This window comes from Serratia ficaria, from assembly GCF_900187015.1.
In the GTDB taxonomy this organism is placed as follows: domain Bacteria; phylum Pseudomonadota; class Gammaproteobacteria; order Enterobacterales; family Enterobacteriaceae; genus Serratia; species Serratia ficaria.
The window spans coordinates 3,115,442-3,142,087 of the sequence record NZ_LT906479.1 but is presented as its reverse complement, the minus strand read 5'-3'; the positions used below and the strand labels follow the sequence as shown (position 1 = coordinate 3,142,087).

Below are 26,646 nucleotides of genomic sequence, written 5' to 3'. Positions count from 1 at the left end.
GCGTCAGCGCCGGGTTACGAATAAAAACTCTGCGCCAGCGAGCCGAGCAGCAGCTGCCAGCCATCCACCAGCACGAACAGCATCAGCTTGAACGGCAGCGAGATGGTCGCCGGCGGCACCATCATCATCCCCAGCGCCATCAGCACGCTGGCGACCACCAGGTCGATGATCAGAAACGGGATAAACACCGTGAAGCCAATCTGGAAGGCGGTTTTCAGCTCGCTGGTGACGTACGCGGGCAGCAGAATGCGCATCGGCACCGCCTCCGGCCCGGCCAGCGGCGGCTGGTTGGCCAGCTTGGCGTACAGCGCCAGATCGGTTTCACGCGTTTGGCGCAGCATAAACTCGCGCAACGGCTGCGAACCTTTGTCCAGCGCCGCGTCCAGGCCGATTTTGTCCTGGCTGAACGGCAGATAGGCATCCTGGTACACCCTGTCGAACACCGGCGACATGATGAAAAACGTCAGGAACAGCGCCAGGCCGAGCATCACCTGATTCGGCGGCGCGGAGGGCGTGCCGAGGGCGTTGCGCAGCAGGCCGAGCACGATGATGATGCGGGTGAAGCTGGTCATCATCAACAGCATGGCCGGCAGGAAGCTGAGCGAGGTCAGCAGCACCAGCGTCTGTACCGGCAACGACCAGCTTTGGCCGCCGTTGGCCAGCGGCTGGCTGATCAAACCCGGCAGCTGCGCCGACGCCGCCGGACTGGCCAGCAGCAGCAGGGCGCCCAGCCAGGGGAAAATGCGCGCGGCGCGGCGGCGCGCGGCGGGTGAAATAGCGGTCATGCCGATTTTTCCGGGCGTTTCAGAACTTTTTGCAGCAGCTGGCGGAAGTCCGCCGCCGCCGCCGTTTCGGTCGCATTCCCCTCCTGCGGCGGCGCGGGCAGGGTATGCAGCGGGGTTACCCGTTGGGCGGTAACCCCCAACACCAGCCAGGTGTTAGCCACTTCGACCACCACCACGCGTTCGCGCTGGCCAACCTGGCAGCTGGCGCGCAGGTTCAGCAGCTTGCCGTTGCGCGCCTGCGGGGCGAAGCCCAGCCGGCGGAACAGCCAGCCGGCCAGCAGGATCAGCAGCAGAATGCCGCCGAGCGCGCTGCTGACCTGCGTCAACACCGAACCGGCCGGCAGGGCCGGCGCGGCGGGCTGTTGGGTGCCGTGGGCTGTGACGGGTGCGCCGGTGGTCATCAGCGGCTCAGGCGACGCATGCGTTCAGAAGGGGTGATGATGTCGGTGATGCGCACGCCGAACTTGTCGGCCACCACCACCACTTCGCCCTGGGCGATCAGATAGCCGTTGATCAGGATATCCAGCGGTTCGCCGGCCAGCCCGTCCAACGCCACCACCGACCCCTGCGACAGCCGCAGCAGTTCCTTGATGGTCATTTTGGTGCGCCCCAGCTCGACGGTCAGCTTGACCGGGATGTCCAGGATCAGATCGATATCCTGCAGGCTGCCGAGCGCATCCTGAGCTTCAAGCGACGTGAACACCCCTTCGGTGGTCGCGCCGGCTTTCTCGGTCGACTGCTGCTCGTTAAACGCATCAGCCCACAGATCGTCTACGGATCCCTTTCCTTCGCCAGACGGTTGCTTAGGGTCACTCATTGGGCTGTTCCTCACTCAGAGCATGTAAAATAGGGTTAATCAAATGTTCGACGCGCAGGGCGTACTGCCCGTTTAGCGTGCCGTATTGGCTGGTCAGAACCGGGACGCCGTCCACGTGGGCGATCAGGCGCTCCGGTTTGTCTATCGGTAATACGTCGCCCGGCTGCAGCTTCAGGATTTTCGACAGCCGCATCGGGATATCGACGAAGTTGGCGGTCAGCGTAAGCTCGGAATGCTGCACCTGTTTCACCAGCGTTTCGCGCCAGTGGCTGTCCTCCTGCCGCGAATTTTCCAGCGGCGGGTTGGTCAGCAGCTCGCGCAGCGGTTCGATCATCGCGAACGGGATGCAGATATTGAACTCGCCGGTCAGCGCGCCAATCTCCACCTGGAACGGCGTGGTGACCACGATGTCGTTCGGCGAGGTGGTGATATTGGTGAACTTCACCTGCATCTCGGCGCGCACGTATTCCACGCTGATCTTGTAAATGGCGCTCCAGGCGTCGCCGTAGGCGTCCAGCGCCAGGCGCAGCATGCGCTTGATCACCCGCTGTTCGGTCGGGGTGAACTCGCGCCCCTCGACCTTGGTCGGGAAGCGGCCGTCACCGCCGAACAGGTTATCGACGGCGATAAACACCAGGCTGGGCGCGAACACGAACAGCGCGGTGCCGCGCAGCGGATTCAGATGCACCAGGTTGAGGTTGGTCGGCACCGGCAGGTTGCGGGCAAACTCGTGGTACGGCTGGATCTTGATCGGGCCGACGGTGATGTCCGGGCTGCGGCGCAGCAGGTTGAACAACCCCATGCGGAACTGCCGGGCAAAACGTTCGTTGATGATTTCCAGCGCGTGCAGCCGTTCGCGCACCACGCGGCGCTGGGTCGTCGGATCGTAAGGCTTGACCTCGCTCTCGTGGCCGACCACCGCTTCGGGTTCGTCGCCCGCGCTGTCGCCGTTGAGCAAGGCGTCGATCTCTGCCTGTGAAAGTATGCTGTCGCCCATAGTGATTACCGCAGTATGAAGGCGGTGAACAGCACATCGCTGACCACCTGCTTCGGTTGCCCCTTAACCAGCGGCGGGCTGAGCACGTCCTTAATCTGCGCCACCAGCTGCTGTTTCCCTTGTTCACTGGCCAGCTGACCCGCGTCCTGGCGGGAGAGCAGCATCAGCAGACGGCTGCGCACTTCCGGCAGAAAATCGTTCAGCTGGCGGCGGGTATGTTCGTCCGGCAGACGCAGCGTCAGACCGATGTACAGCACGCGGTCGGGGTTGTTGTCCGGCGTCACCAGATTGACGGTGAAGGTGTCCAGCGGCATAAACACCGGCGCGGCCGGCGGCTGTACCTTGGCGGCCGCCGGCTGGGCGCCGTCGGCTCGCTGCTTCAGCAGCCAGCCGCTGTAACCCGCCGCGCCGCAGGCGACCACGGCGATCAACGCCAGCAAGATGACCAGAAGGGAGCGTTTCGGTGCTGCCGGAAGGGTATTCTGAGACATAGCCAAATCAAATTCCTGTTGTTCCACCCGCGGCCGGCGAGGCGGCGGGCATGGCGCGCGGCAAAGCCGCACGCATGACATGATTTACCCCAAATAATTGGGGCTGCATCGCGGCGGCAAATTTGTAAGTCCCCAGGAGCATAGGTAACTATGTGACTGGGGCGCGCAAATGCAGCCAACAAAGATGCAGCTTCAAGTATGACGGGTAACGGTATTATCGCGCCTATCGCGGCGCGCAATAGCCTGAATAGACGCGCAAATGGGTGCCAGCTTGGGCGTTTGCGGCGGCTCAGGCGAAAATATCGACGCCGTTGACGGCGCCGGCCATACGCTGCAGCGCCGCCGGCGCGCTGACGATCTCGACCGCGCTATTGGCGTCGCCATGCCGTTCGGCGTAGCTCGCCCCCCCCTGGCCGTCGGCGGGCCCGTGCTGCCCGTGCTGCCCGTGCGGCGCAGGCTCGCCGCCGACGCTGCTTTGCCCCAGGCTGATGCCGCTCTCGGCCAGCGCGTGACGCAGCTGCGGCATCGCCGCTTCCACCGCCGCGCGCACCTGGCCATGAGCGGAAGCGATGTGCAGCTGCGCCTGCTGGTCATCCAGCTTCAGGGTTATCTGCAGCGCGCCCAGTTCCTGCGGATGCAGCCGCAGCTCGGCGCTTTGCTGGCCGTTGCGATGGAACATCAACACCTGCTGACTCAGCGCCTGCTGCCACTCCGGGCTGCCCAACTGCGCGCTCAGCTGCGGCGTCGGCGGGGCGCTCACCGGCGCGCCGACGGGCGCCGGGGCCGGCTGCAGCGGGCTGCCCGTCGGCGGCGCCATGGCGTGGCCGAAGGTTGCGGCTTGCTGGCTTTCGTTTCCCGGCTTCGGCTGCGCGAGATCGGGGCGTTCGGCCGGCGGTTGAGCCGGGCCGGCGACGCCGTTATCCGCGTTCGGCCCGGGTTTGCCTGGCGGCTGGGCGCCCGGTTGCGCCTCGGTCGGGCGGGCCGTTGGCGCGGCGGCGCTCAGCAGGCTGCCCGTCGGCGGCTCGGCGCCGTCATCGGTGACTGCGCTCGGGTGGTGCTGGCCGGAAGCGACCGGCGGTTGCGCGGCGAGCGCCGCCGGCAACATGGCGAACAGCGCCTGCAGGGTCGCGGCATCCAGCTCGCCGTCGGCTGCGGTTGCAGGCGGCGCCGATTGTTGCGCATCCGGTTGCCGCCGGTCGGCAGGCGCGTTGACGGCCCGATCGCCGCACGGCAGTGCGGTGGCCAGCAGGCCATCGCGCTCGCCGAATGTCGCCAACAACGCGTTGAGCTGGCTGCGGCTGAGCGCCGGCGCCTGCGGGTCGTCGGCGCTCGGCGCCGCAGCGGGCAGCTTGCCGCCGCCGGCGGGCAGAAAACGCGCCCCGAGCAGTTGGGCGAAGGCGGATGACAGCGAGGATCCATCCAGCGGCAGGTCGGACAGGCCGCCGGCTTCGCCGGTTGTCGCCAGGCCTGGCAGGGCGTTCAGATTCATGGGTTAGTGTTCCTTTGTGCACTGCGTTGAGCGAACTCATCCATCAGCTTTTGATCCCGTTTGTTCTCCCGCTGCTGCTCCGCGCTCAGGGCGCGAGTGTGCAGGGTTTCGAAGGCGTTCAACCGCTGCTGTTTGTCCTGCCAGTGCCTGACCGCATGGTCGACCTTCCGGCTCCACTGCAGCAGCTGTTGCCGGTGCTGATCGATAGCCTGCTCCAGGGTGCCGATAAACTGCTGGTAGTTTTGCCAATGGGAAGAGTCCATGCCGCCGCTCAGCTGGCGGTTCAGCTTCTGGCGGTACTCGTCCTGGTAGTTGAGCAGCATCGACAGCTGCCGTTCCGCCGCCTGCTGCGCCAGGCGCACCTGGCCCAGCTGCTGTGCGGCCTGTTCCACCGCGTCCTGCGCCAGATCGCGCAGGGTGTTCAGGGGTGACTGTGATTTCATCGGTCTCAGCCTCTGGTGTGGTTAAACAATCAGCTGCTGCAGCTGTTGACAGGCTTCGTCGTAGCCGCTGCGCTCAAAGATGCCCTGTTGCAGGTAGGCTTCCATTTGCGGATACAGCGTCATCGCCTTGTCCAACAGCGGATCGCTGCCCGCGGCGTAGGCGCCGACGCTGATCAGATCGCGGTTGCGTTGGTAGCTGGCCAGCATCTGCTTGAAGTTGCGTACCCGGCGGTAGTGCTCTTCGTCGATCAGAGAGGTCATGGCGCGGCTGATCGAGGCCTCGATGTCGATCGCCGGGTAGTGGCCGGCCTCCGCCAGACGGCGCGACAGCACCACGTGCCCGTCGAGGATGGCGCGCGCCGAGTCGGCGATCGGGTCCTGCTGGTCATCCCCCTCGGTCAGCACGGTATAGAAGGCGGTGATCGAGCCGCCGCCGCTGATGCCGTTGCCCGCACGCTCCACCAGCGCCGGCAGCTTGGCGAATACCGAAGGCGGGTAGCCTTTGGTGGCCGGCGGCTCGCCGATCGCCAGGGCGATTTCGCGCTGCGCCATGGCGTAGCGGGTGAGGGAATCCATGATCAGCAGCACGTGCTGGCCGCGATCGCGAAAATCTTCGGCGATGCGCGTGGCGTAGGCGGCGCCCTGCATGCGCAGCAGCGGCGAAACGTCGGCCGGGGCGGCGATCACCACCGAACGCGCCCGGCCTTCGGCGCCGAGAATGTTCTCGATGAAGTCTTTGACCTCGCGGCCGCGCTCGCCAATCAGGCCGACCACGATCACGTCGGCCCGGGTGTAGCGCGCCATCATGCCGAGCAGTACGCTTTTACCCACGCCGGAGCCGGCGAACAGGCCCATGCGTTGGCCGCGGCCGACGGTCAGCAGGCCGTTGATGGTGCGTACCCCAACGTCCAGCACCTTTTCGATCGGCGTACGCTGCAGCGGGTTGAACGGCGCGGTGATCAGCGGCGCGCGGTAGCCGGTATCCGGCGCAGGCAGGCCGTCGAGCGGTTTGGCGCCGCCGTCCAATACCCGCCCCAGCAACGCCGGGCCGAGCGGCAGCTGTTTGCCGGCGCTCTGGCCCTCCGGGGCGATGCGCGCATAAACCCGCGCGCCCGGCACTATGCCTTCCACTTCTTCCAGCGGCATCAGGAACAGCCGCTGGCCGTTGAAGCCGACCACTTCGCTTTCCACCTCCTGCACCTCCCCGGCGTCGTGACGCTCGATCAGGCAGGTGGCGCCGAGCGGCAGCTGCAGGCCGGTGGCCTCCAGCACCAGACCGGTGGCGCGGGTCAGCCGACCGTAACGGCGCACCGTCGGCGCGCGGGCGATGCGTTTTTCCAGCGTATCGAGAGAGCTCAGCCAGCGGCCGAGACGCGCGGTCATTACACTTCCCCCGGGGCGGCCAGGCGGCACAGCTCATGCCAGCGCGTCGCCAGGCTGGCGTCGAGATCGCCTTCCTCGGCGCTGACCTTGCAGCCGCCGGGATGCAGTTGGCCGTCCGCCAGCAGCCGCCAACCGTGCAGGCCGAGGGTGACCCCCAGCTGCTGCTCGACCCGCGGATAGTCGTCCGGGTGCACGCGCAGCTGCGGCTTGCCGTTGAACATCGGTTCCTGTTGAATCAGCTGCTGGATCTGGCCGAGCAGGGCGGTGCCGTCGCACACCGGCGGCTGGCCCAGCACCTGCCTGGCGGCGGTCAGCGCCAGCTGCATCAAGCGGGAGGCGATCACGCTATCCAGCGCGTCCAGCGTATGCTGGAATTCGGTCACCAGCTGCTGCCAGTGGGCGGTCAGCGGCTGTTGCTGCTGCTGCGCCTCCAGCAAGCCTTGCTGACGGCCTTCCTCCAGCCCGGATTGGAAACCGGCCTCGTAGCCTTGTTGCTGGCCGTCGGCGTAACCCTGCTGCCGGCCCTGTTGCTCGGCCTGCAGGCGCAGCTGCGCCAACCGTTGCTGCAGGTCGGCTTGCTCATCCTGCGGCGCCGCGTCGCTTGCCGCGACGGGCGGCGGCGGTTCGAAGGCCGGCGGTTTTTCGGCCAGATCGTTCAGCGACCAGGGCTGCCAGGGCAGGGCGTTAATGCGCTCAGACATAGGTGTCCTCGCCACCGCCGATGATCATTTCGCCGCTCTCCGCCAGGCGGCGAACCACCAGCAGAATGGCTTTCTGTTCGTTCTCCACCTGCGACATGCGCACCGGCCCGCGGTTGGCCAGATCGTCGCGCAGGATGTCGGCGGCGCGCTGCGACATGTTCTTGAGGAACTTCTCGCGCAGCGGCTGCTCGGCGCCCTTCAGGGCAATCAGCAACGACTCGCCTTCCACTTCCTGCAGCAGGCGCTGGATGCTGCGGTCGTCGACTTCCACCAGGTTCTCGAACAGGAACATTTCGTCGATGATTTTCTGCGCCAGCTCGCCGTCGTATTCGCGCATCGCATCGATAACCGCTTCTTCCTGCTGCGTTTTCATCAGGTTGATGATCTCGGCTGCGGTACGCACCCCGCCCATTTTGCTGCGCTTGAGGTTCTGGCCGTCGAGCAGGTTGTTCAGCACTTCGGTCAATTCCGCCAGCGCCGCCGGCTGCACGCCGCCGAAGGTGGCGATGCGCAGCATTACGTCGTTGCGCAGGCGCTCGTCGAACAGCGCCAGAATATCCGCCGCCTGGCCGCGCTTCAGGTGCACCAGAATGGTGGCGATGATTTGCGGGTGTTCGTCGCGGATCAGATCCGCCGCGCTCTGCGGCTCCATAAAGTTGAGCGTTTCCATGCCGGTGGTGGTTTCGCGCGATTCGAGAATGTCTTCCAGCAGGCTGGCGGCGCGCTCTTCGCCCAGCGCTTTGACCAGCACCGAACGCAGGTAGTCGCTGGCGTTGACGCTCAGCGCCGCATACTGTTCGGCGTCGTCTTCAAACTCGCCCAGTATTTCGCTCAGCTGTTTGTGCGACACCTGGCTCATGCTGGCCATGGTGCCGCTCAGCTGCTGCACTTCGCGCGAGGAGAGGTGCTTGAACACCTCCGCCGCGCGATCTTCCCCCAGCGTCATCAGCAGAATGGCGCTTTTTTCGGTTCCGGTCAGGCTCATATCTCGTTACTCATCCATTGGCGGATTACCAGAGCGACCACGCGCGGGTCTTTATCAGCCAGATCGCGGATCCGCTGGCTCTGGACTTCTGCGCTGACGCGCTGCTGCGACTTGCGGCGCTGCGCCAGCTCCTCATTGCTCGGTTTGCCGCCGTCGGCCGGCTTGGCGGCGGGCGCATTGGCGGCGGCGATGGCGGCCTGCTGCGCCGCCTGGCGGTGCAGCAGCTGCGGCCGCACCAGTTTGCGCCACAGTAGCCAGGCCACCAGCAGCACCAGCAGGTAACGGCCGGCGTCGAGCAGGCGATCGATAAACGACTGGCTCTGCCAGAACGGCAGTTCGCCGCCGGTGGCCTCGTTATCGGTAAACGGCGTGTTAATCACGTTCAGGGTGTCGCCGCGGCTGCTGGAGTAGCCCATGGCCTCACGCACCAGCGATTCAATCTGCGTCAGCTGTTCCTTGCTCATCGGCAGCGGTTTGCCGTCTTTGCCCGCGCCGCGGTAGTTGACCACCACCGCCACCGACAGCCGCTGCACGGCGCCGGCTTTCTGCTGGGTATGGCGGATGGTGCGATCGACCTCATAGTTGGTGGTCTCGTCGCGCCGGGTGTTTTGCGGCCCGCGGCTGCCGGCATCGGCGGCGGTCGGCCGGGCGGCGTTATTGCCGGCGGCCGCGGGCTTGGCGGTTTCTATCGGCGCGCTGGCCGGCGCGCTCGGCTGATTGGACAGCGCCCCCGGCACGCCGCCGACCTGCGGCCCGCCAATCTGCTCGCTCAGGCTGGTTTGCTGAGAGCGTACGGCGGCCTTATTCGGCTGCTGATTGGGCTGATATTCTTCGTCGGTTTGTTCGCGGGTGGCGAAATCGATCTGCGCGGTGACCTGGGCGCGCACGTTGGCGCTGCCGACCATCGGCGCCAGGATCGCTTCAATGCGACGCTGGAAACGGCTTTCCACTTCGCCGGCGTATTTCAGCTGGGCGGCGTTGAGATCGCGCCCGGTGCCGTCGGACTGGGTCAGCAGACGGCCGGCCTGATCGACCACCGTCACGTTGCCCGGCGGCAGGCCGGCGACGCTGCTCGAGACCATATAGACGATGGCGTTGATTTGGCCGTCATCCAGCGCGCGGCCTGGCTGCAGCGTTAGCGTTACCGAGGCGGAAGGGGACTTTTGTTCGCGCACGAACAGCGAAGGTTTGGGCAGCGCCAGATGCACGCGGGCGTTCTGCACCGGCCCCAGCGATTCGATGGTGCGCGACAGTTCGCCCTCCAGCGCGCGCTGATAGTTAATCTGCTCGCTGAACTGGCTGATGCCGAATTTTTCCTGATCCAGCAGTTCGAAGCCGACGGCGCCGCCTTTCGGCAACCCCTGCTGCGCCAGACGCAGACGGGTTTCATGCACCTTTTCCGCCGGGATCAGCAGCGCCGCGCCGTTTTCAGCGAAGCGGTAAGGGATGTTCATCTGCGTGAGCTGGGTGACGATGGCGCCACCGTCGCGATCGTTCAGGTTGCTGTACAGCACGCGGTAGTCTGGACTTTTTGCCCATAACAGCAGCGCGACCACGATGGCGATCGCGGCGGAAGCGGCGACCAGCAACGGGATCTTCGGGTTGGCGCGCAGACGGTTCCAGATGGCCAGCAGGCCATGGTCGCGGCTTTCGCCGGCGATGATTGAGGCACTCATTTTAGGTCCGGTCCTTCAATGGCGCTCAGGATCCGGTGCGGGCCGCTGCGCAGCTCCCTGCCAGGCTGATGAACGGTATGGTTAGCGTTGTGTGACAAAACAGACTCCCTGATACACATATCTTCTAAATAGCGGCGCTCCCATTTCTGGGCATGCCATTATTTGCCCGCGACGGCGATTTCGATGGCCCGATAAGCCGGGTTTTTTGCAGTTAATTAACCGATTTAGCAAAAAACCGCTGTGGTAGGCTGTGCAGCATCGGAGAAATGTCGGACGCCATAGCGCCCGTCAACGGAGTAAGGCAGAGATCAAAATGGCAATTCAGGGGATTGAAGGGGTGCTGCAGCAGCTGCAGGCGACGGCGATTCAGGCCGGGCAGATGGGGCCGGGCCCGACGACGCAGGGCGTCAGTTTCGCCAGCGAACTGAAGGCGGCCATCGGCAAAATCAGCGACACCCAACAGGCGGCGCGCAAACAGGCGCAGGACTTCGAGCTGGGCGCGCCGGGCATCAGCCTCAACGATGTGATGGTCGATCTGCAAAAGTCGTCGGTATCGCTGCAGCTGGGGGTGCAGGTGCGCAACAGGCTGGTGGCGGCGTACCAGGAAATCATGAATATGCCGGTGTGATGGGATTTCCATCATCATCTGCACCCGTCTCTCGCAGCAAAAAGCCCATCGGAGGCTTTTTGCTATCTGGCGCTCTGAAATTCAATCTGCTTGAGATAGAAAACTTGAATATCTGTTTTGAACACATATAACAACGCGGCGACAATCAGCGCCACGACCAGCAATTTTTTCATTTTTAACCTTGCAGATTAGGTTGCCGCCGTCGCCAGCGTTGAGGCATCCTGAGGAAGTTTACTCTTCAATGGCCGAGTAACAACGTGATAAATCCTATTGTCGCCTTGGAGGTTAAGCCATGATCGACAGGCTATGCGCTTGTCTTCAGGGAGTGCTGAAGACGGAAATAAATCGGGGCAATAGCGTGCTTGAGGTCAGCGAAGGCTGGCCTTCGGCCGACAGCCTGTTCATTTCGCTGAGCAAGGACCTTAACGAGCGAAAATATCGCGGCCGGGTTCCGTCCTCGGTGACATTCTCGATCTGCGCAGACCCGCATTATGGCTGGCACAACGAATGTTTTTGCCAAACGCATAAACACCTTTTGGTCGCCGGGAAGACCCACGGCCGCAAATAAGCGCATCTCGCCAAAAAACGTTGGCTAGCTACTTTCAAGGACTGACCCGTACTGGGATTGGCTCAGATGCCGTTGTGCTGATCTGTCGCCCGATTCTGGTATTTTTCGGGCATATATACCCGCACGCTTTGGACCCTATTGAGTTGAAAAATGAGTGGATCGGCAAATTTGAACTCGCTTTTTACCCTAGACGGGCGATACGCGTTCTGGCCTCGTCAAGGTGACGGCGTAATGCCTCAAGGCATGGACCGAAATGGGCGGAGAAACGCCCGCAATCACTGGCCATAACAAAGAAGTTCTCGGCCAGGCCCAACGTTTCCTGCCAGACATCCCCGCTAATGACTTCCGATAGTGACGCCGGCCGAAGCTCGTTCACTATTGCACCGCCCGCTCTGGGGGCGAATCCCATAGGCAGAATGTCGTAGGCCGGTGCAAGGTGATACGGGCGACCATGGCTGCTGATGAACGACAAGTTCCCGTGGTGCATGTCGGTATTGCCGATTAGCGTCCCAAATGCCCAAAGCCGGGCGGTGCCAGCTGCGGCATCAGGATGGACATGTCCTCCCGCAACGAGGCTATCAACCAAAACGGGCCAGGGGGCTCTGGCATTGCCGACAAACTCTGCATCAAGTGCCCGCAGAGAGAAGACGCCGATACGACCCAGTTGGCCAACGCGGTCGAATCGGGGGATCTCGAGGAAGCGCTGACTGCCAAAATCTAGTACCTGTGTTTCCACACCAAGCACTCTCAACGCTAAGTGTTCGGCCAGCAGAAGGTCACGCCAGCGTTCGCTAACCGGGTTATCGTCTGGGGCCGAGAATTTCACCAGGACATGACCGCGTTCTGTATAGGTGCAAAATTTCGGCTGTTCACCGCCTGCAGATGACCCGGGTACATCACCGGCAGCAGCCGCTAATGCCAGCGCGGGATACGCTGTGGCTCGCTCAACTGGACGAGGCTCCGGCATCTCGAGGAAACGGTCCCGTGCTTGTTCTCCTACCAGTAGGTTGCCGATAGCATCATGACCATGAGTAAGCAACGCCTTAACCACATCCGAGTCTGTCCATTGCTCTGGGTCCGCCGACAGGCCAAGATCAGCCGCATACGTTGATGCGTAGGCTCGCCCGAGATACCCTTGTGGTCGCATGTCAAACAGCCACCACGGCAGCCCGTCGCTATGGAGACTTACGTTGTCGGCTGGCACCATGACGAATCCCTCGGGACGAACCGGAATAAGCTCGCCAAGAGGCCTAATGCGCCCTTCATCGGTAATACGGTAAATGGGCGCAGATCTGAATCCGCGGTAGGTATCGCGTAGAGCGTATTGAATAGATGGGCCAGCTCCGATTCGAACAATGTCATCGCCAATATTTCTCAATGCACGGGACATTGTCGGTTGGCTAACTCCCATCATATCAATTAGTTGACGAGATTTCATCGGCCCTTGACTGAGCATTTGGCGTATCGTGTCAGAGCGAGCTGGCATAGTGGTGAATCGCTATTGTGAATAGATAATTGAAAGCATATTCTATCAATTGATTTGCCGCTAGTCACCCCCTGAGGGAGCAGCCCCAACAGGAGTGACCAGGCTCTGGTAAACAGTTTCCGTCCTCACGGCGAGGTGACGCCGCCAGGATGCGGACTTTAAAACGAACAACGCTGGATGCTGCTCTTACCCACCTGGCTAAAGCTTATCGAAATAGGGTGTTAATTTATTAGCCCTGATTTAGTGGGGGTCCCTCAGCCGTTTGGGGCCAAGTGAATTTTCAATCAATGGAGCAGAGCGATAAAAAGCGCGCTGTCATTCATATTGGCCCAGGCTCGGGCGAATTATTATAAGCCTGCGAATAAGGTCATAATTTTTGGGCGGGGTAATGAGCGGTAAAAGCGAAACCAGATGGCGACTGTTCAGCATTTTAATGCTGATGGTTTTAGTCGTACTAATAAGCGTTTTAATACAACCAGATTGAAACACCCCAGGCCACCCTCCGGTGGCCTCGATGTTTTATGGTGCCGCCGGCAAGCGTCCGTCCGCGTCTCCTGCGTTCATGCTCGCCGATTAAATGATCCCCTGAGGTTGCATCGCGCCGGGCTCCATGATCCGCTGGTGGCCGCGGATGGCGGTGGGGGCAAAGCCAAAGCGTTTGCGAAAACGCTCGGCAAAACGCGAGGCGCTTTCATAGCCGACGTGCTGAGCGATGGCGGAAATCGGCCAGTCGGTGGACTGCAATAACGCCAGCGCGCTGCTCATGCGCACGTCGATCATCAGATTGCGCAACGCGGTGTTCTCCATCGACAGTTTGCGGCGCAGCACCACTTCGCTCATCGACAGGCTTTCGGCCACCTTGGCCGCGGTCCAAATGCTGTGTGGGTCGGTCGCCAGGCAGCGACGCACCCGCTGGGTGAGATCCCGGGCTTCGTTATGAATGAAGCGCACGCCGAACTGCGTCAACCACAGCAGAATTTCCAACATTTTGTGGCGCACTATAATGGCCGGAAAGCGCTGTCTCAGCGCCAGCGCCAGGCTGGCGGTCTCGAAGCTGTGCATCAGGGCGCAGGGCAGGTTGCGCAGCGCCAGCACCGCATCGAACGGCGTTGTCGGCGGCGTTTCTCCGCAGGGCGGTTGGGCGCTGAGCAGCAGCGGATCGCAGGTCAGCAGCTGGCAGCTGAATACGCCTTCCTCCGAGGGGCCATTAATCACATCCACGGTTTGGCCGCCGTCGATGATCAACAGCTCGCCGGCCTGAGCCACCACTTCGCGCTGCCGCCAGCGCACGCGTTTTTGCCCTTGCCGTATCAGATACAGATGCGGTTGCTCAAAATAAACTGAGGGGAATAATAATTCAGTATGCTGAATGATGTGCGCCGATGCGCCAATTCCAGGACAGAGATTAATTGTACGTTCCATCGATATTCATTTCGCAGCCATTATCTGAAGAATATCTTTACGCTTTGCTGAGCGCTGGAGCAACATTTTTCCATGCGTTGTGAAACACAACGACGTGTTTTATCTATCAAAAATCAATTTCCTGCTGAACAGAAAACGTCCGTGTCGGGGTGATATTTATCCGTTGCGATCTCATCGTACCTGCGGCTCTCCCAACAGCAGGGCGCGGTCGTGAAATTGCCCGTAGGTATTGTTGACCACGTTCTGGCGCGTCGACTGGCCAATCAGCTCTTTCAACTCGTCCATGCGCAGCTGCAGCAGGCGCTTCAGCTCGGTTTCGTTATCCAGGATCTGCTGCAGTTTGTTGCGCAGCATCTCCTGCAGCGCGATGGACGGGCCGACCAGGCCGGTAAAGGCGGCGGTTTTTTCCACCGCCGTCACGTAGGTGAGCTCCTGTTCGACCAGCTCTTCCCAGCGGCCGGTTTGCGCCAGCGCGATCATCTGGCTGCTGAGGGTGTAAATTTGTTGATATGCGGCTAACAGTTGCTGTTGACGTTCCATTACACGGCGTCCTGAGAGGGTTGATAGTGGGGGCCAATCTGGCGCCAGGCGTCAGCAATATTTTCCAGCAGCTTGACCACTTCGGCGATCGCCGCATCGTCGTTATGCAGGTTGGCCTGCATCAGCCGGCGTTTCATGTAGTCGTACAGCGCCGCCAGGTTGTCGGCCATTTCGCCGCCCTGCTGGTGATCCAGGCCGCTTTTCAGACCGTTGTCGATGATGTTGATGGCCTTGGACAGGGCCAGCCCCTTGCCGGCGATGTCGCCCTGGTTCATCAGGATGCGTGCGCGAAGCAGGGCGCTGAGCGCCCCGTCGAACAGCATCACGATTAACTGGTGCGGGCTGGCGCTCATCACGCCGCTTTCCAGACTGACCTGCGCATAGGCCTGAGTGCCGCTACGGTTATACATGCTGTTTTTTTACCTGGTTAAAAAGAATTATTTGAACTGTTGGTTTAAGTAATTACTGGTGCCGTTCAATTTGGACATCATGGTATCCAGCTGAACGAACTGCAGCTTATAGCGATCTATGGTGTTTTGAATGCTGGCGGTGACCGTGGTTATCTGGTTGTTCAGGCGATCGAGGTTGGTGTTGATGCTCTTGGTCGAGTTCTCGATGATGCCGCCGGACTTGATATAGCTTTGGATTTCGTTGTGGATCTCGGTGGCCATGCCGGTGTCTTTGCCGTTGCCGACGAAGAAATTGGTGACCTGATCCGGCTTTTCATCCAGCGCTTTTTTCAGCTTGGTGCTGTCGATTTCCAGCTTGCCGGTCTTGGTGTCGGTCGAGATGCCGAGGTTGCCCAGGCCTTTCAGCTCCGGGTTGTCCTGGGCGGCGCTGAGGGCGCTTTTAATCGACGACTGAACGCCGCGCAGCGTGTTGTCGCCCAGCAGGGGGCCGTTGCTGGCATTCTGCGCCTCACCGGTTTTGACCGGGGTGAACTTGGTCAGTGAGTTGAAGGTGTCCAGCAGCGAGTTATAGCTGTCGACCCACTCCTTAATCTTGTCGGTGGTGCCGGCGGTATTGGTGCTGATCACCAGGTTCTGCGGCTCGCCGTCTTTGGTTTTGGTTTTCAGATCCAGGGTCACGCCCTGCAGCGCATCGCTGATCGAGTTGGTGCTGCGCTTGATGGCGGTGCCGTTCACCACCAGCTGCGCATCCTGCGCCTTCACCGTTTCCTTCATCGGGCTGGTGCTGCGCGTGGCGTCGTAATTGAGAATGCCGCCCAACTGGGCGTCGTTATTGACCTGGATGGCGACCTGGTTGCTTTCGCCGGTGGTGGAGGAGCCGATCGCCAGCTGATATTGGTTATCGCCCACCCGCATGATGCTGGCGGTGACGCCGGCCTTGGCGCCGTTGATGGCGTCGCGCATTTCCACCAGCGAGGTCTGATCGTCGCTGAGCGGGATCTTGGTCTCTTTCGGCGGGTTGCCGGCGGTGATGCTGATCGAACGGTCGGCCGCGCCCTCGGCGCCGAGCCTGGTGGTCTGATCGCTGATTTTCTCCTGGGTGGTCAGGGTTTGCGCCTGCGCCAGCTGGGTGACTTCCACCACATAGTTGCCCGGCACCGCCTTGGCGTCGGTGCTGATTTTAAAGGCGTCGTGTTCGCTGGCGGTGGTGCCCTTGAAGAAATCTTCCTTCGCCAGCTCTTTGCTCAGGTTATCGAACTTTTCCAGCGAGCCTTTCAGCGTGCCGTAGGCGGTCAGTTGGGCGTTGTAGCTCGATTGTTTGGTGGTGTAAGGGGTCAGGCGCTGTTGTTCCGCCTTGGTCAGCTTGTCCAGCAAGCCGTTGAGGTCAAGTCCTGAGCCGATGCCTAATGAACTGATCGATGCCATTCGTAATTCTCCTTGGTAATGACTTTATTCGCTTTACGCGTTATCGGCCCAGCGGAGAAAAAGTTTACCGAAAAAATAAAAAGCCGATGGCGCAATAGAGGAGGGAAAAACCGCGCTATTTACGCCATTGCCGAAAGCGCAAAAAAAAATGAAAAATTTCTAAAGGTTGCAGGGGGAGGGCCGATACCTGAGGGGACGGTGGTTGACGCCGTGGGCAAATAAGCCCGAACCTTTTAACCGTGATGCGAATATCGCAACTGATTCGTAAGGAAAGCATACAATGGCACAAGTAATTAACACCAACAGCCTGTCGCTGATGGCGCAGAACAACCTGAACAAATCTCAGTCTTCTCTGGGCACTGCGATTGAGCGTCTGTCTTCCGGCCTGCGTATCAACAGCGCCAAGGACGACGCGGCGGGTCAGGCGATCTCCAACCGTTTCACCGCTAACATCAAGGGCCTGACTCAGGCTTCCCGTAACGCCAACGACGGTATCTCCCTGGCGCAGACCACCGAAGGCGCGTTGAACGAAGTCAACGACAACCTGCAGAACATCCGTCGTCTGACCGTGCAGGCGCAGAACGGCTCCAACTCTTCCAGCGACCTGAAGTCCATCCAGGACGAAATCACCCAGCGCATGTCCGAAATCAACCGCATCTCCGAGCAGACCGATTTCAACGGCGTGAAAGTGCTGAGCAGCGATCAGAAACTGACCATTCAGGTTGGCGCCAACGACGGTGAAACCATCGACATCGATCTGAAAAAGATCGACGCCAAACAGCTGGGTCTGGATACCTTCGACGTCACTGAAAAAGGCACCAAAATCGGCGCCGAAGTCGCCAACGGCGGTACGCTGAAAGTCACTGCCGGCGGCGCCGATGTCGCTTACGACAAAGCGGGCTCCGCTCTGGCAGCCGGTAAGACTGTCGTGGCCGGTAAAGATAAAGACGGTAAAGATGGTTTCTACGTGCAAACCGTTGCCGCCGACGGCACCAAATCTTACGCAGTCGCTACCGTTGCGGCCGATGGTAAAGTGACCGAAGGCGCGGCAGTGACCGACGTGAAAAACCCGCTGGACACCCTGGACAAAGCGCTGTCTCAGGTTGACGGTCTGCGTTCTTCTCTGGGTGCGGTACAGAACCGTTTCGATTCTGTCATCAACAACCTGAACAGCACCGTTAACAACCTGTCCGCGTCCCAGTCGCGTATTCAGGATGCCGACTACGCGACCGAAGTGTCCAACATGAGCCGCGCCAACATCCTGCAACAGGCTGGCACCTCCGTTCTGGCACAGGCTAACCAGTCTACGCAGAACGTACTGTCCCTGCTGCGTTAATCGCCTCTCCCGATTAACTGTCGCGAAAGAACCCCGCTCCGGCGGGGTTTTTTTATGCTCGCGCAGCCAGCGGCCAGTACATGGCGCAAATAAGGCCCGTTTTGTGCGACTGTTCAGCCGATTGGCATTTTGCCCCCTACGGATAATAGCGCTGACTCTCTTATCCGCAGGTTTTAGACATAGTGAGCTTTCTGTATACCGCCGAAGGCGTGATGGACAAAAATTCTCTTTGGCTGCGCTACGTGCCGTTGGTGCGCCACGAGGCGTTGCGCCTGCAGGTCAGGCTGCCCGCCAGCGTGGAGCTCGACGATCTGCTGCAGGCCGGAGGAATCGGGCTGTTGAACGCCGTCGAGCGTTACGACGCCCTGCAGGGAACCGCCTTTACCACCTACGCGGTGCAGCGCATCCGCGGCGCGATGCTCGACGAGCTGCGCAGCCGCGACTGGGTGCCGCGCAGCGTGCGGCGCCACGCGCGTGAAGTGGCGCAGGCGATGCGGCAGCTGGAACAGCGCCATGGCCGCCCGGCCAGCGAAGTGGAAGTGGCGCAGGCGCTGGATATCTCACTGGACGAATACCGTCAAATTCTGTTGGACACCAATAACAGCCAGCTTTTCTCCTATGACGAGTGGCGCGAAGAGCACGGCGAAAGCGCGGAGCCCCTGCTGGAAGGGCATGAGGAAGCCAACCCGCTGCACCATCTGCTGGAGGGCAGCCTGCGCCAACGGGTGATCGACGCCATCGAGGCATTGCCGGAACGCGAGAAAATGGTGCTGACGCTGTATTACCAGGAAGAGTTGAACCTGAAGGAGATCGGCGCCGTGCTGGACGTGGGCGAGTCCCGCGTCAGCCAGCTGCACAGCCAGGCGATCAAACGCCTGCGGGCGCGGTTGGCGAATGCGTCCTGACGGCGGATCAACCGCTTTCCCTTCAACCTGAACACCATTGCGACTATCGGATAGCCCTTATGCCAGGAATACTGTTGAAAAAACGGCCGCTGAGCCGTTATTTGAAAGACTACAAACACAGCCAGACGCATTGCTCCCAGTGCGGCAAGCTGCTGGACCGCATGGCGTTGGTTTTTCGCGGCAAGATCATCAACAAAGACGCCATCGCGCGCATGGATCAGCCGATCGACGACCACGTCTGGCTGAACGTGCAGCAGGAGCTGACTGCGCTGTGCCGCTTCTGCAGCGAAATTTCCTGCAACAGTCACCCGAGCTATTTCGACATCATGGCTTTCAAACAGTATCTGTTTGAGCAAACCGAAATGAGCCACAGCACCATCCGCGAATACGTGGTGCGCCTGCGCCGGCTGGACGAAATGCTGGTGGCGCGCAACTATCCGGCCGACAAGTTCGCCAGCAGCGCCAGCCATCAGCGCATCATCGACGATCTGCCGTCCGCGGCGCATAACAACTACCGCATCGCGCTGCGTAAATACGATCAGTATCTGGCCTGGCAGCGCAGCTATTGATCCCCGCTCCCCGGCGCGTCGGCCGGGGAGGCGCCGGCTTCCCGCCCAGCGATAAAGGATGATTATTCGGTTCACATCTGCTAAATCTATCCGCCAGATGTCGATATTTGATTCCCTGGGGGAAGTAGTGAACCTGCAACAGCGATTGGCGCAATTCCCGCGCCTGGATTTTGTTGGCTCTGCCACGCCGCTCGAAAAACTGTCTCGCCTTTCCGATTACCTCGGCCGTGAAATTTACATCAAACGTGACGACGTCACGCCGATGGCGATGGGCGGCAACAAGCTGAGAAAGCTCGAATTTCTTGCCGCCGATGCGCTGCGTCAGGGGGCCGACACGCTGGTGACCGCCGGCGCCATCCAGTCCAACCACGTGCGCCAGACGGCGGCGGTGGCGGCCAAGCTCGGTCTGCACTGCGTTGCGCTGCTCGAAAACCCGATCGACACCCGGGCGGAAAACTACCTGACCAACGGCAACCGCCTGCTGCTGGGTCTGTTCAATGCCGAAGTGGTGATGTGCGAAGCGCTGCACGATCCCCAACAGCAGCTGGCCGAACTGGCGACCCGGCTGGAGGCGCAGGGCTTCCGGCCTTACGTGGTGCCGGTGGGCGGCTCCAATGCGCTCGGTGCGTTGGGCTATGTGCAATGCGCGCTGGAAATTGCCGAACAGAGTCGCCGCAGCAATGTCGATTTCAGTTCGGTGCTGGTGGCGTCCGGCAGCGCCGGCACCCATGCCGGCCTGGCGGTTGGCCTGCAGCAGCTGTTGCCGGAGAGCGAACTGATCGGCGTGACCGTTTCGCGCAAGGCCATCGACCAGTTGCCGAAGGTCGAACAGATCCAGCAGGCGCTGGCCTGCTCGCTGAACATCGAACCGCTGGCGCCGATCGCGCTGTGGGACGATTATTTTGCGCCGCAGTACGGCATGCCGAACGAAGAGGGCACGGCGGCGGTGCAGCTGCTGGCGCAACAGGAAGGAGTGTTGCTGGATCCGGTCTATACCGGTAAAGCGATGGCCGGCCTGATCGACGGCATCGCCCAGCGGCGCTTCCGCGATGAGGGCCCGATCCTGTTTATTCATACCGGCGGCGCGCCGGCGCTGTTCGCCTATCATCCGCAGGTATGATCGCGCTTTGTTATTCCATTCTGGACTATATTTATAAGGTTATATTCCTTTATGCGGGCAACTGCACTGTTAAAGTGCTGATATCAAAAAAGATAAACAACATACAGGGGTGTTTATGATCTTTTCCAAAGTTCGTCGCCAGATGCTGATGGGCGTGATGGCCGTGGCGCTGACCGCCGGTTTAAGCGCGCAAACCTGCGCCGCCGACAACCTGCTGCAGCAGGTGAAACAGCGCGGCAGTCTGATTGTCGGTCTGGAAGGCACCTATCCGCCGTTCAGCTTCCAGGGGGAAGACGGCAAGCTGACCGGCTTCGAAGTGGATTTCGCCAACGCGCTGGCGCAGCACCTTGGCGTGAAGGCCAAGCTGAACCCGACCAAATGGGACGGCATGCTGGCTTCGCTGGAGTCAAAACGCATCGACGTGGTGATCAATCAGGTGACCATCTCCCCTGAGCGCCAGAAAAAATATGATTTCTCCACCCCTTATACCGTTTCCGGCATCCAGGCGCTGGTGAAGAAGGGCAACGAGGGCTCCATCACCAAGCCGGAGGATCTGAAGGGCAAGAAGGTCGGCGTCGGTCTGGGCACCAACTACGAGCAGTGGCTGCGTGAAAACGTGCAGGGCGTGGACGTGCGCACCTATGACGATGACCCGACCAAGTACCAGGATCTGCGCGTAGGCCGCATCAACGCCATTCTGGTCGACCGTCTGGCGGCGCTGGATCTGGTGAAGAAGACCGGCGATACGCTGGCGGTAGCCGGCCCGGCGTTCTCGCGCCAGGAATCCGGCGTGGCGCTGCGCAAAAACAATCCTGAGCTGCTGGCCGCCATCGATCAGGCGATCGCCGAAATGCAAAAAGACGGCACGTTGGCGAAGATTTCCGAGAAATGGTTTGGCGCGGACGTAACTAAATAATGCACGAAAGTATTCAACTGGCGCTGGATTCAGCGCCATTTTTATTGAAGGGCGCGATACTCACGCTGCAGCTCAGCCTGGGCGGCATGGCGCTGGGTCTGCTGCTCGGTTTTCTGCTGGCGCTGATGCGCCTTTCGCCGTTATGGCCGCTGTCGTGGCTGTCGCGCCTCTACGTCTCGCTGTTCCGCGGCACGCCGCTGATAGCGCAGCTGTTTATGATTTACTACGGCCTGCCGCAGTTCGGCATCGAATTTGATCCTTTCCCGGCGGCGCTGATTGGCCTGTCGCTCAACACCGCCGCCTACACCTCCGAAACGCTGCGCGCGGCGATCTCCTCGATCGAAAAAGGGCAGTGGGAAGCCGCCGCCAGCATCGGCATGACCCGCTGGCAAACGCTGCGCCGGGTGATCCTGCCGCAGGCTGCGCGCACCGCCTTGCCGCCGTTGGGCAACAGCTTTATCGGCCTGGTGAAAGACACCTCGCTGGCGGCCACCATTCAGGTGCCGGAACTGTTCCGCCAGGCGCAGCTGATCACCTCGCGCACGCTGGAGGTGTTCACCATGTATCTGGCGGCATCGCTGATTTACTGGGTGATGGCGACCCTGCTTTCCGCGTTGCAAAACCGCCTGGAAAACCACGTCAACCGCCAGGATCAGGAGTAACGCATGAGTGCCATCGAAGTTAAACAGTTGACCAAGCAGTTCAAGGGTCAGACGGTGCTGCATGGGATCGATCTGGAGGTGGCCGCCGGCGAGGTGGTGGCGATTATCGGGCCGAGCGGCTCGGGCAAGACCACCTTGCTGCGTTGCATCAATCTGCTGGAGGAGCCGGATTCCGGCACCATTCGCGTCGGTGATATCCTGATCGACGGCTCCAAACCCCTCAGCAAGCAGAAGAAACTGGTGCGCGCGCTGCGTCAGCAGGTGGGTTTCGTGTTCCAGAATTTCAACCTGTTCCCGCACCGTTCGGTGCTGGAGAACATCATCGAGGGGCCGGTGTTCGTCAAGGGCGAGGCCAAGGCCAGCGCCGAGCAGCGCGCTCGCGCCCTGCTGGCCAAGGTTGGGCTGAACGGCAAGGAGCAGGCTTACCCGCGGCGTCTTTCCGGCGGCCAGCAGCAGCGGGTGGCGATCGCCCGCGCGCTGGCGATGCAGCCTGAAGTGATCCTGTTCGATGAGCCGACCTCGGCGCTCGATCCCGAGCTGGTGGGGGAAGTGCTCAACACTATCCGTTCGCTGGCGGAAGAGAAGCGCACCATGGTGATCGTCACGCACGAGATGAGCTTCGCCCGCGACGTGGCCGACCGCGCCATCTTTATGGATCACGGCCGCATCGTGGAGCAGGGGCCGGCCAAAGCGCTGTTCGCCAATCCGCAACATCAGCGCACCAAGCAGTTCCTCGACAAGTTCTTGAATCAGTAAGTCCGTACGGGCCGAAGACGAATATGTTCGGCCCGTAGCCAACCTTCCCCGCCCCCATTGTATCTCCACAGCCACGCGGCTGTGGAGATACAAACAAAAAGGGCGCAGTTCAATTGAACTGCGCCCTCAGGTGATTAGCTACAACGATCAGCCGATGGTCATCAGGCTGGCGTTACCGCCGGCTGCGGCGGTGTTGACGCTGAGCGAGCGTTCGATCAGCAGGCGTTCCAGCAGGATGTTGGTTTCGCCGTGGGCGAAGCCCTGCACCGAGACGATGGCGCCGCTGCGTTGGGCAATCTGCTCGCACAGGGTGCGCAGTTGGTCGGCGTCGCCGTGGTAGATGGCGGCGTCGAACTCGACCTTGTCCTGCTGCCAGTCTTTGCAGAAGGCGATGCGCGCCTGAACCTCGGCCGGCAGGCGGCGATACAGGTTGCGCTGCAGTTCGGCTTCCGGCCACAGCACGCCGCTGCCGACCGCCAGCACCGCCGCCAGTTGGATCAGGGCGTCGGCCTCGTTGTCCGCCAGGCACAGCACGCGCTCGCGCGGCAGCAGGGCGTAGGTGTTGCGCTCGCCGGTCGGGCCCGGCAGCGGGCGCACGGTGCCGCCCTGGCCGAGTTCCGCATAGCGTTGCGCCAGCTGGGCCAGATCGCTCCGTTTCTGGGCTGTCGCCCACTGCTCCAACGCCTGATGGGCGTTGAGCAACAGCGGCCGCGCGGTAGCTTCCAGCGGGCGCTCTTCATCCTGACGGTTAAGGGTGCGTTGCACCGCGTCGTCCGGGCGGTTGGCCAGCAGACGGTACAGATACAGCGGGCCGCCGGCTTTCGGGCCGGTGCCCGACAGGCCTTCGCCGCCGAACGGCTGCACGCCGACGACCGCGCCGACCATGTTGCGGTTGACGTACAGGTTGCCTACCTTGGCGCGGTCGGTCACTCGGGCGATGGTTTCATCGATGCGGGTGTGAATGCCCAGCGTCAGGCCATAGCCGGCGGCGTTGATCTGATCGACCAGCGCTTCCAGGTTGGCGCGCTGGAAGCGAACCACGTGCAGTACCGGACCGAAGATCTCTTTTTGCAGCTCGTCGAAGCTGTCCAGTTCGATCAGCGTCGGCTTGATGAAGGTGCCGCGCGCCCATTCTTTCTCGTCCTGCGCGCTGCCCTTGGCGGCCTGATACACCTTGCGGCCCTTGGCGCGCATCGCCTGGATATGGCGCTCGATGCCGGTTTTGGCGTCGGCGTCGATCACCGGCCCGATGTCGGTAGACAGGCGTTCCGGGTTGCCCATGCGGCATTCGGCCATCGCGCCGCGCAGCATCTGCAACGTGTGCTCGGCCACGTCTTCCTGAATGCACAGAATGCGCAGCGCGGAGCAGCGCTGGCCGGCGCTGTCGAAGGCCGAAGCGACGACGTCGGTCACCACCTGTTCGGTCAGGGCGGACGAGTCGACGATCATCGCGTTCAGGCCGCCGGTTTCGGCGATCAGCGGCGTCGGGCGGCCCTGCGGATCGAGGCGGCCGGCGATGCTGCGCTGCAGGATGCCGGCGACGTCGGTAGAGCCGGTGAACATCACGCCGCGCACGCGGGCGTCGTTGACCAGCACCGAGCCGACGGTTTCACCCTGGCCCGGCAGCAGCTGCAGCACGCCCTGAGGAATGCCGGCCTCCAGCAGGATGCGCACCGCCTGCGCCGCCACCAACGGGGTTTGTTCGGCCGGCTTGGCCAGCACGCTGTTGCCCGCCGCCAGCGCGGCGGCGATTTGGCCGGTGAAGATCGCCAGCGGGAAGTTCCACGGGCTGATGCACACCACCGGGCCCAGCGGGCGGTGGCTGTCGTTGGCGAAGTCATCGCGCACCTGGCCGGCATAGTAATGCAGGAAGTCGACCGCTTCGCGCACCTCGGCGATGGCGTTGTTGAAGGTTTTGCCCGCTTCGCGCACCAGGATGCCCAGCAGGCTCTGCAGCTGGCTCTCCATCAGTTCGGCGGCGCGTTCGAGGATGGCGGCGCGCTCCGACGGCGGGGTGGCGAACCAGATAGGGCCGGCGGCGGCCGCGGCGTCGAGCGCGCGGCTCACTTCGCCTTCGGTGGCTTCGCGCACGTAGCCGACGACGTCGCCCGGTTCGGCGGGGTTGATCACCGGCTGCTCAACGCCCTGATCCAGCTCGGCGTCGATGATAGGCTCGGCGCGCCATGGCTGGGTGGCGCTGGTCAGCAGGGCGCTGGACAGCGAGGCCAGACGCTGTTCGTTGGACAGGTCCAGGCCGCTGGAATTGGCGCGTTTTTCGCCGTACAGCTCGCGCGGCAGCGGGATGCGCGGATGCGGCAGGCCGATTTGGCCCTCGCTGGCCGCCATCGCTTCCACGGCGCTGACCGGATCGGCGACCAGTTCGTCGAGCGGCAGGGTGGCGTCGGCGATGCGGTTGACGAACGAGGTGTTGGCGCCGTTTTCCAGCAGGCGGCGCACCAGGTAGGCCAGCAGCGTTTCATGGGTGCCGACCGGCGCATAGATGCGGCACGGACGGTTCAGTTTGCCGTCGGCCACTTTGCCCACCACCTGTTCGTACAGCGGCTCGCCCATGCCGTGCAGGCACTGGAATTCATATTGGCCAGGATAGTAGTTGTTGCCCGCCAGATGATAGATAGCGCTCAGGGTATGGGCGTTATGGGTGGCGAACTGCGGGTAGATCAGGTTCGGCACCGACAGCAGCTTGCGGGCGCAGGCCAGATAGGAGACGTCGGTGTACACCTTGCGGGTGTAAACCGGGTAGCCTTCCAGGCCGTCCATCTGGGCGCGTTTGATTTCGCTGTCCCAGTAAGCGCCTTTCACCAGGCGGATCATCAGGCGGCGGCGGCTGCGCTGCGCCATGTCGATCACCGCGTCGATGGCGAACGGACAGCGTTTCTGATAGGCCTGGATCACGAAGCCGATGCCGTTCCAGCCGGCCAGCTGCGGCTCAAAGCACAGCTTCTCCAGCAGATCGAGCGAGATCTCCAGGCGGTCGGCCTCTTCGGCGTCGATGTTGATGCCGATGTCGTACTGGCGGGCCTGCAGGGTCAGCGACAGCAGGCGCGGGTACAGTTCTTCCATTACGCGTTCGTACTGCGCGCGGCTGTAGCGCGGGTGCAGCGCCGACAGCTTGATGGAAATGCCCGGGCCTTCATAGATGCCGCGGCCGTTGGAGGCTTTGCCGATGGCGTGGATCGCCTGCTGGTAGGACACCAGATAAGCCTGGGCGTCGGCTTCGGTCAGCGCGGCTTCGCCCAGCATGTCGTAGGAATAGCGGAAGCCTTTGTCTTCCAGCTTGCGGGCGTTGGCCAGCGCTTCGGCGATGGTTTCGCCGGTCACGAACTGCTCGCCCATCAGGCGCATCGCCATATCCACGCCTTTGCGGATCAGCGGTTCGCCGCTCTTGCCGATAATGCGGTTCAGCGAGCGCGACAGGTTGGCTTCGTTATGCGTGGATACCAGCTTGCCGGTGAACAGCAGGCCCCAGGTGGCGGCGTTGACGAACAGCGAGGGGCTACGGCCAAGGTGCGAATGCCAGTTGCCGTTGCTGATTTTGTCGCGGATCAGCGCGTCGCGGGTCGGCTTGTCGGGAATGCGCAGCAGCGCTTCCGCCAGGCACATCAGCGCCACGCCTTCCTGCGAGGAAAGGGAGAACTCCTGCAGCAGGCCCTGCACCATGCCGGCGCGGCCGTTTGCACTTTTTTGGTTCCGCAGCTTCTCGGCGATGCCATAGGCCATTTTGTGGGTGGCTTTGGCAAGATCGGCCGGTAATCGCGCCTGTTCGAGCAACATCGGCACCGCTTCGGTCTCCGGGCGACGATAGGCGGCGGTGATGGCGGCGCGAGTGACCGACTGCGGCAGAATTTGTTCTGCAAAATCAAGGAAAGGCTGGTGTGACTCTTCCTGCGCTTGCGGCATAATGTCGTCCGCTTCGGCCTGGCCGGCAGCACCCAACGCGGGGATTTCAGGAATATCGGAACCGCTCTCGAGACGCTCGAGGTAATTAAAGATGGCCTGCTTGATGAGCCAGTGCGGCGTGCGATCGATGCGCTGCGCCGCGCTTTTGATCCGGTCGCGTGTTGCTTCGTCGAGTTTCACGCCCATTGTGGTAGTGCCCATGCCAATCCAACTCCTGT

General features: G+C 61.9%; 26 protein-coding genes. 9 read left to right on the top strand and 17 right to left on the bottom strand.

The genetic code is table 11. The features are described 5' to 3' along the window. Positions 1 to 14: 14 nt before the first annotated feature. The 11 genes from fliP to fliF all read right to left on the bottom strand — a co-directional run bounded on the left by fliP (position 15) and on the right by fliF (position 9,767). A complete protein-coding gene (gene fliP, locus CKW09_RS14875; protein WP_095098012.1) occupies positions 15 to 785 on the bottom strand; it encodes a flagellar type III secretion system pore protein FliP in 771 nt (256 codons plus the stop codon). Continuing rightward, positions 782 to 1,186: a flagellar biosynthetic protein FliO gene (fliO, locus tag CKW09_RS14870; RefSeq protein WP_095098009.1), complete on the bottom strand. Its 405-nt coding sequence runs from the start codon at positions 1,184 to 1,186 to the stop codon at positions 782 to 784. The genes fliP and fliO overlap by 4 nt, the downstream gene beginning before the upstream one ends. Continuing rightward, the gene (gene fliN / locus CKW09_RS14865) at positions 1,186 to 1,602 is read right to left on the bottom strand and encodes a flagellar motor switch protein FliN (protein WP_061794687.1); all 417 of its coding nucleotides are present in this window, start codon (positions 1,600 to 1,602) and stop codon (positions 1,186 to 1,188) included. The genes fliO and fliN overlap by 1 nt, the downstream gene beginning before the upstream one ends. Continuing rightward, positions 1,595 to 2,599 carry a flagellar motor switch protein FliM gene (gene fliM, locus CKW09_RS14860; RefSeq protein WP_061794686.1) on the bottom strand — a complete coding sequence of 335 codons (1,005 nt, stop codon included), beginning with the start codon at positions 2,597 to 2,599 and terminating at the stop codon, positions 1,595 to 1,597. Before fliM ends, fliN begins: the two co-directional genes overlap by 8 nt. Positions 2,600 to 2,604: 5 nt before the next feature. After that, positions 2,605 to 3,090, bottom strand: coding sequence for a flagellar basal body-associated protein FliL (fliL, locus tag CKW09_RS14855; RefSeq protein ID WP_095098006.1), 486 nt, complete (start codon positions 3,088 to 3,090; stop codon positions 2,605 to 2,607). A gap of 289 nt (positions 3,091 to 3,379) precedes the next feature. Then, positions 3,380 to 4,579, bottom strand: a complete 1,200-nt coding sequence (locus CKW09_RS14845; RefSeq protein WP_095098000.1) for a flagellar hook-length control protein FliK — start codon at positions 4,577 to 4,579, stop codon at positions 3,380 to 3,382. Next, positions 4,576 to 5,022, bottom strand: coding sequence for a flagellar export protein FliJ (gene fliJ, locus CKW09_RS14840; RefSeq protein WP_061794683.1), 447 nt, complete (start codon positions 5,020 to 5,022; stop codon positions 4,576 to 4,578). The genes CKW09_RS14845 and fliJ overlap by 4 nt, the downstream gene beginning before the upstream one ends. A gap of 21 nt (positions 5,023 to 5,043) precedes the next feature. Then, positions 5,044 to 6,405 (bottom strand): flagellar protein export ATPase FliI, encoded by a 1,362-nt coding sequence (gene fliI, locus CKW09_RS14835; protein WP_061794682.1) that lies wholly within the window; start codon positions 6,403 to 6,405, stop codon positions 5,044 to 5,046. Continuing rightward, on the bottom strand, positions 6,405 to 7,106 hold the full coding sequence (gene fliH, locus CKW09_RS14830) for a flagellar assembly protein FliH (RefSeq protein WP_061794681.1): 702 nt from the start codon (positions 7,104 to 7,106) through the stop codon (positions 6,405 to 6,407). Before fliH ends, fliI begins: the two co-directional genes overlap by 1 nt. After that, the gene (fliG, locus tag CKW09_RS14825) at positions 7,099 to 8,091 is read right to left on the bottom strand and encodes a flagellar motor switch protein FliG (RefSeq protein WP_061794680.1); all 993 of its coding nucleotides are present in this window, start codon (positions 8,089 to 8,091) and stop codon (positions 7,099 to 7,101) included. The genes fliH and fliG overlap by 8 nt, the downstream gene beginning before the upstream one ends. Beyond that, positions 8,088 to 9,767: a flagellar basal-body MS-ring/collar protein FliF gene (gene fliF / locus CKW09_RS14820; protein WP_095097997.1), complete on the bottom strand. Its 1,680-nt coding sequence runs from the start codon at positions 9,765 to 9,767 to the stop codon at positions 8,088 to 8,090. The genes fliG and fliF overlap by 4 nt, the downstream gene beginning before the upstream one ends. A 313-nt stretch (positions 9,768 to 10,080) precedes the next feature. Between fliF and fliE the strand changes: the two genes are divergently transcribed. Together fliE and CKW09_RS14810 are read left to right on the top strand one after the other, a co-directional pair. Then, complete coding sequence (gene fliE, locus CKW09_RS14815) at positions 10,081 to 10,395, top strand: flagellar hook-basal body complex protein FliE (protein WP_095097993.1); 315 nt, start codon at positions 10,081 to 10,083, stop codon at positions 10,393 to 10,395. Between the two features lie 292 nt (positions 10,396 to 10,687). Then, positions 10,688 to 10,963: a hypothetical protein gene (locus tag CKW09_RS14810; RefSeq protein ID WP_095097990.1), complete on the top strand. Its 276-nt coding sequence runs from the start codon at positions 10,688 to 10,690 to the stop codon at positions 10,961 to 10,963. A gap of 181 nt (positions 10,964 to 11,144) precedes the next feature. Here the strand turns inward: CKW09_RS14810 and yjjJ are convergent, their stop codons facing one another. The 5 genes from yjjJ to fliD form a co-directional block, all read right to left on the bottom strand. After that, positions 11,145 to 12,449, bottom strand: coding sequence for a type II toxin-antitoxin system HipA family toxin YjjJ (yjjJ, locus tag CKW09_RS14805; RefSeq protein WP_095097987.1), 1,305 nt, complete (start codon positions 12,447 to 12,449; stop codon positions 11,145 to 11,147). Between the two features lie 573 nt (positions 12,450 to 13,022). Then, positions 13,023 to 13,871: a helix-turn-helix transcriptional regulator gene (locus tag CKW09_RS14800; RefSeq protein ID WP_061794676.1), complete on the bottom strand. Its 849-nt coding sequence runs from the start codon at positions 13,869 to 13,871 to the stop codon at positions 13,023 to 13,025. Between the two features lie 171 nt (positions 13,872 to 14,042). Further along, a complete protein-coding gene (fliT, locus tag CKW09_RS14795; protein WP_095097984.1) occupies positions 14,043 to 14,411 on the bottom strand; it encodes a flagella biosynthesis regulatory protein FliT in 369 nt (122 codons plus the stop codon). Continuing rightward, the gene (fliS, locus tag CKW09_RS14790; RefSeq protein ID WP_061794674.1) at positions 14,411 to 14,821 is read right to left on the bottom strand and encodes a flagellar export chaperone FliS; all 411 of its coding nucleotides are present in this window, start codon (positions 14,819 to 14,821) and stop codon (positions 14,411 to 14,413) included. Before fliS ends, fliT begins: the two co-directional genes overlap by 1 nt. Before the next feature lie 27 nt (positions 14,822 to 14,848). Beyond that, complete coding sequence (gene fliD, locus CKW09_RS14785; RefSeq protein WP_095097981.1) at positions 14,849 to 16,246, bottom strand: flagellar filament capping protein FliD; 1,398 nt, start codon at positions 16,244 to 16,246, stop codon at positions 14,849 to 14,851. Positions 16,247 to 16,526: 280 nt separating this feature from the next. Between fliD and CKW09_RS14775 the strand changes: the two genes are divergently transcribed. From CKW09_RS14775 to tcyN, 7 genes are all read left to right on the top strand, one after another. Then, positions 16,527 to 17,582, top strand: a complete 1,056-nt coding sequence (locus CKW09_RS14775) for a flagellin FliC (RefSeq protein ID WP_061794672.1) — start codon at positions 16,527 to 16,529, stop codon at positions 17,580 to 17,582. A 182-nt stretch (positions 17,583 to 17,764) separates the two neighbouring features. Further along, complete coding sequence (locus tag CKW09_RS14770; protein WP_061794671.1) at positions 17,765 to 18,487, top strand: RNA polymerase sigma factor FliA; 723 nt, start codon at positions 17,765 to 17,767, stop codon at positions 18,485 to 18,487. A gap of 59 nt (positions 18,488 to 18,546) precedes the next feature. Continuing rightward, on the top strand, positions 18,547 to 19,056 hold the full coding sequence (gene fliZ / locus CKW09_RS14765; RefSeq protein WP_061794670.1) for a flagella biosynthesis regulatory protein FliZ: 510 nt from the start codon (positions 18,547 to 18,549) through the stop codon (positions 19,054 to 19,056). A 127-nt stretch (positions 19,057 to 19,183) separates the two neighbouring features. Next, on the top strand, positions 19,184 to 20,176 hold the full coding sequence (locus tag CKW09_RS14760; RefSeq protein ID WP_061794770.1) for a D-cysteine desulfhydrase: 993 nt from the start codon (positions 19,184 to 19,186) through the stop codon (positions 20,174 to 20,176). A gap of 115 nt (positions 20,177 to 20,291) precedes the next feature. Beyond that, a complete protein-coding gene (gene tcyJ / locus CKW09_RS14755) occupies positions 20,292 to 21,092 on the top strand; it encodes a cystine ABC transporter substrate-binding protein (protein ID WP_061794669.1) in 801 nt (266 codons plus the stop codon). Beyond that, positions 21,092 to 21,754 carry a cystine ABC transporter permease gene (gene tcyL, locus CKW09_RS14750; RefSeq protein WP_061794668.1) on the top strand — a complete coding sequence of 221 codons (663 nt, stop codon included), beginning with the start codon at positions 21,092 to 21,094 and terminating at the stop codon, positions 21,752 to 21,754. Before tcyJ ends, tcyL begins: the two co-directional genes overlap by 1 nt. 3 nt (positions 21,755 to 21,757) lie before the next feature. Then, complete coding sequence (gene tcyN / locus CKW09_RS14745) at positions 21,758 to 22,510, top strand: L-cystine ABC transporter ATP-binding protein TcyN (protein WP_095097978.1); 753 nt, start codon at positions 21,758 to 21,760, stop codon at positions 22,508 to 22,510. A gap of 147 nt (positions 22,511 to 22,657) precedes the next feature. On the opposite strand, the gene putA is transcribed toward tcyN, so the two are convergent. Continuing rightward, positions 22,658 to 26,629: a trifunctional transcriptional regulator/proline dehydrogenase/L-glutamate gamma-semialdehyde dehydrogenase gene (putA, locus tag CKW09_RS14740; protein ID WP_061794666.1), complete on the bottom strand. Its 3,972-nt coding sequence runs from the start codon at positions 26,627 to 26,629 to the stop codon at positions 22,658 to 22,660. Positions 26,630 to 26,646: the final 17 nt, after the last annotated feature.

Coding starts and splice junctions, on each gene's coding strand:
- fliP (WP_095098012.1), bottom strand. CDS start 785: ATGACCGCTATTTCACCCGCCGCGCGCCGCCGCGCCGCGCGCATTTTC.
- fliO (WP_095098009.1), bottom strand. CDS start 1,186: ATGACCACCGGCGCACCCGTCACAGCCCACGGCACCCAACAGCCCGCC.
- fliN (WP_061794687.1), bottom strand. CDS start 1,602: ATGAGTGACCCTAAGCAACCGTCTGGCGAAGGAAAGGGATCCGTAGAC.
- fliM (WP_061794686.1), bottom strand. CDS start 2,599: ATGGGCGACAGCATACTTTCACAGGCAGAGATCGACGCCTTGCTCAAC.
- fliL (WP_095098006.1), bottom strand. CDS start 3,090: ATGTCTCAGAATACCCTTCCGGCAGCACCGAAACGCTCCCTTCTGGTC.
- CKW09_RS14845 (WP_095098000.1), bottom strand. CDS start 4,579: ATGAATCTGAACGCCCTGCCAGGCCTGGCGACAACCGGCGAAGCCGGC.
- fliJ (WP_061794683.1), bottom strand. CDS start 5,022: ATGAAATCACAGTCACCCCTGAACACCCTGCGCGATCTGGCGCAGGAC.
- fliI (WP_061794682.1), bottom strand. CDS start 6,405: ATGACCGCGCGTCTCGGCCGCTGGCTGAGCTCTCTCGATACGCTGGAA.
- fliH (WP_061794681.1), bottom strand. CDS start 7,106: ATGTCTGAGCGCATTAACGCCCTGCCCTGGCAGCCCTGGTCGCTGAAC.
- fliG (WP_061794680.1), bottom strand. CDS start 8,091: ATGAGCCTGACCGGAACCGAAAAAAGCGCCATTCTGCTGATGACGCTG.
- fliF (WP_095097997.1), bottom strand. CDS start 9,767: ATGAGTGCCTCAATCATCGCCGGCGAAAGCCGCGACCATGGCCTGCTG.
- fliE (WP_095097993.1), top strand. CDS start 10,081: ATGGCAATTCAGGGGATTGAAGGGGTGCTGCAGCAGCTGCAGGCGACG.
- CKW09_RS14810 (WP_095097990.1), top strand. CDS start 10,688: ATGATCGACAGGCTATGCGCTTGTCTTCAGGGAGTGCTGAAGACGGAA.
- yjjJ (WP_095097987.1), bottom strand. CDS start 12,449: ATGCCAGCTCGCTCTGACACGATACGCCAAATGCTCAGTCAAGGGCCG.
- CKW09_RS14800 (WP_061794676.1), bottom strand. CDS start 13,871: ATGGAACGTACAATTAATCTCTGTCCTGGAATTGGCGCATCGGCGCAC.
- fliT (WP_095097984.1), bottom strand. CDS start 14,411: ATGGAACGTCAACAGCAACTGTTAGCCGCATATCAACAAATTTACACC.
- fliS (WP_061794674.1), bottom strand. CDS start 14,821: ATGTATAACCGTAGCGGCACTCAGGCCTATGCGCAGGTCAGTCTGGAA.
- fliD (WP_095097981.1), bottom strand. CDS start 16,246: ATGGCATCGATCAGTTCATTAGGCATCGGCTCAGGACTTGACCTCAAC.
- CKW09_RS14775 (WP_061794672.1), top strand. CDS start 16,527: ATGGCACAAGTAATTAACACCAACAGCCTGTCGCTGATGGCGCAGAAC.
- fliZ (WP_061794670.1), top strand. CDS start 18,547: ATGCCAGGAATACTGTTGAAAAAACGGCCGCTGAGCCGTTATTTGAAA.
- tcyJ (WP_061794669.1), top strand. CDS start 20,292: ATGATCTTTTCCAAAGTTCGTCGCCAGATGCTGATGGGCGTGATGGCC.
- tcyL (WP_061794668.1), top strand. CDS start 21,092: ATGCACGAAAGTATTCAACTGGCGCTGGATTCAGCGCCATTTTTATTG.
- tcyN (WP_095097978.1), top strand. CDS start 21,758: ATGAGTGCCATCGAAGTTAAACAGTTGACCAAGCAGTTCAAGGGTCAG.
- putA (WP_061794666.1), bottom strand. CDS start 26,629: ATGGGCACTACCACAATGGGCGTGAAACTCGACGAAGCAACACGCGAC.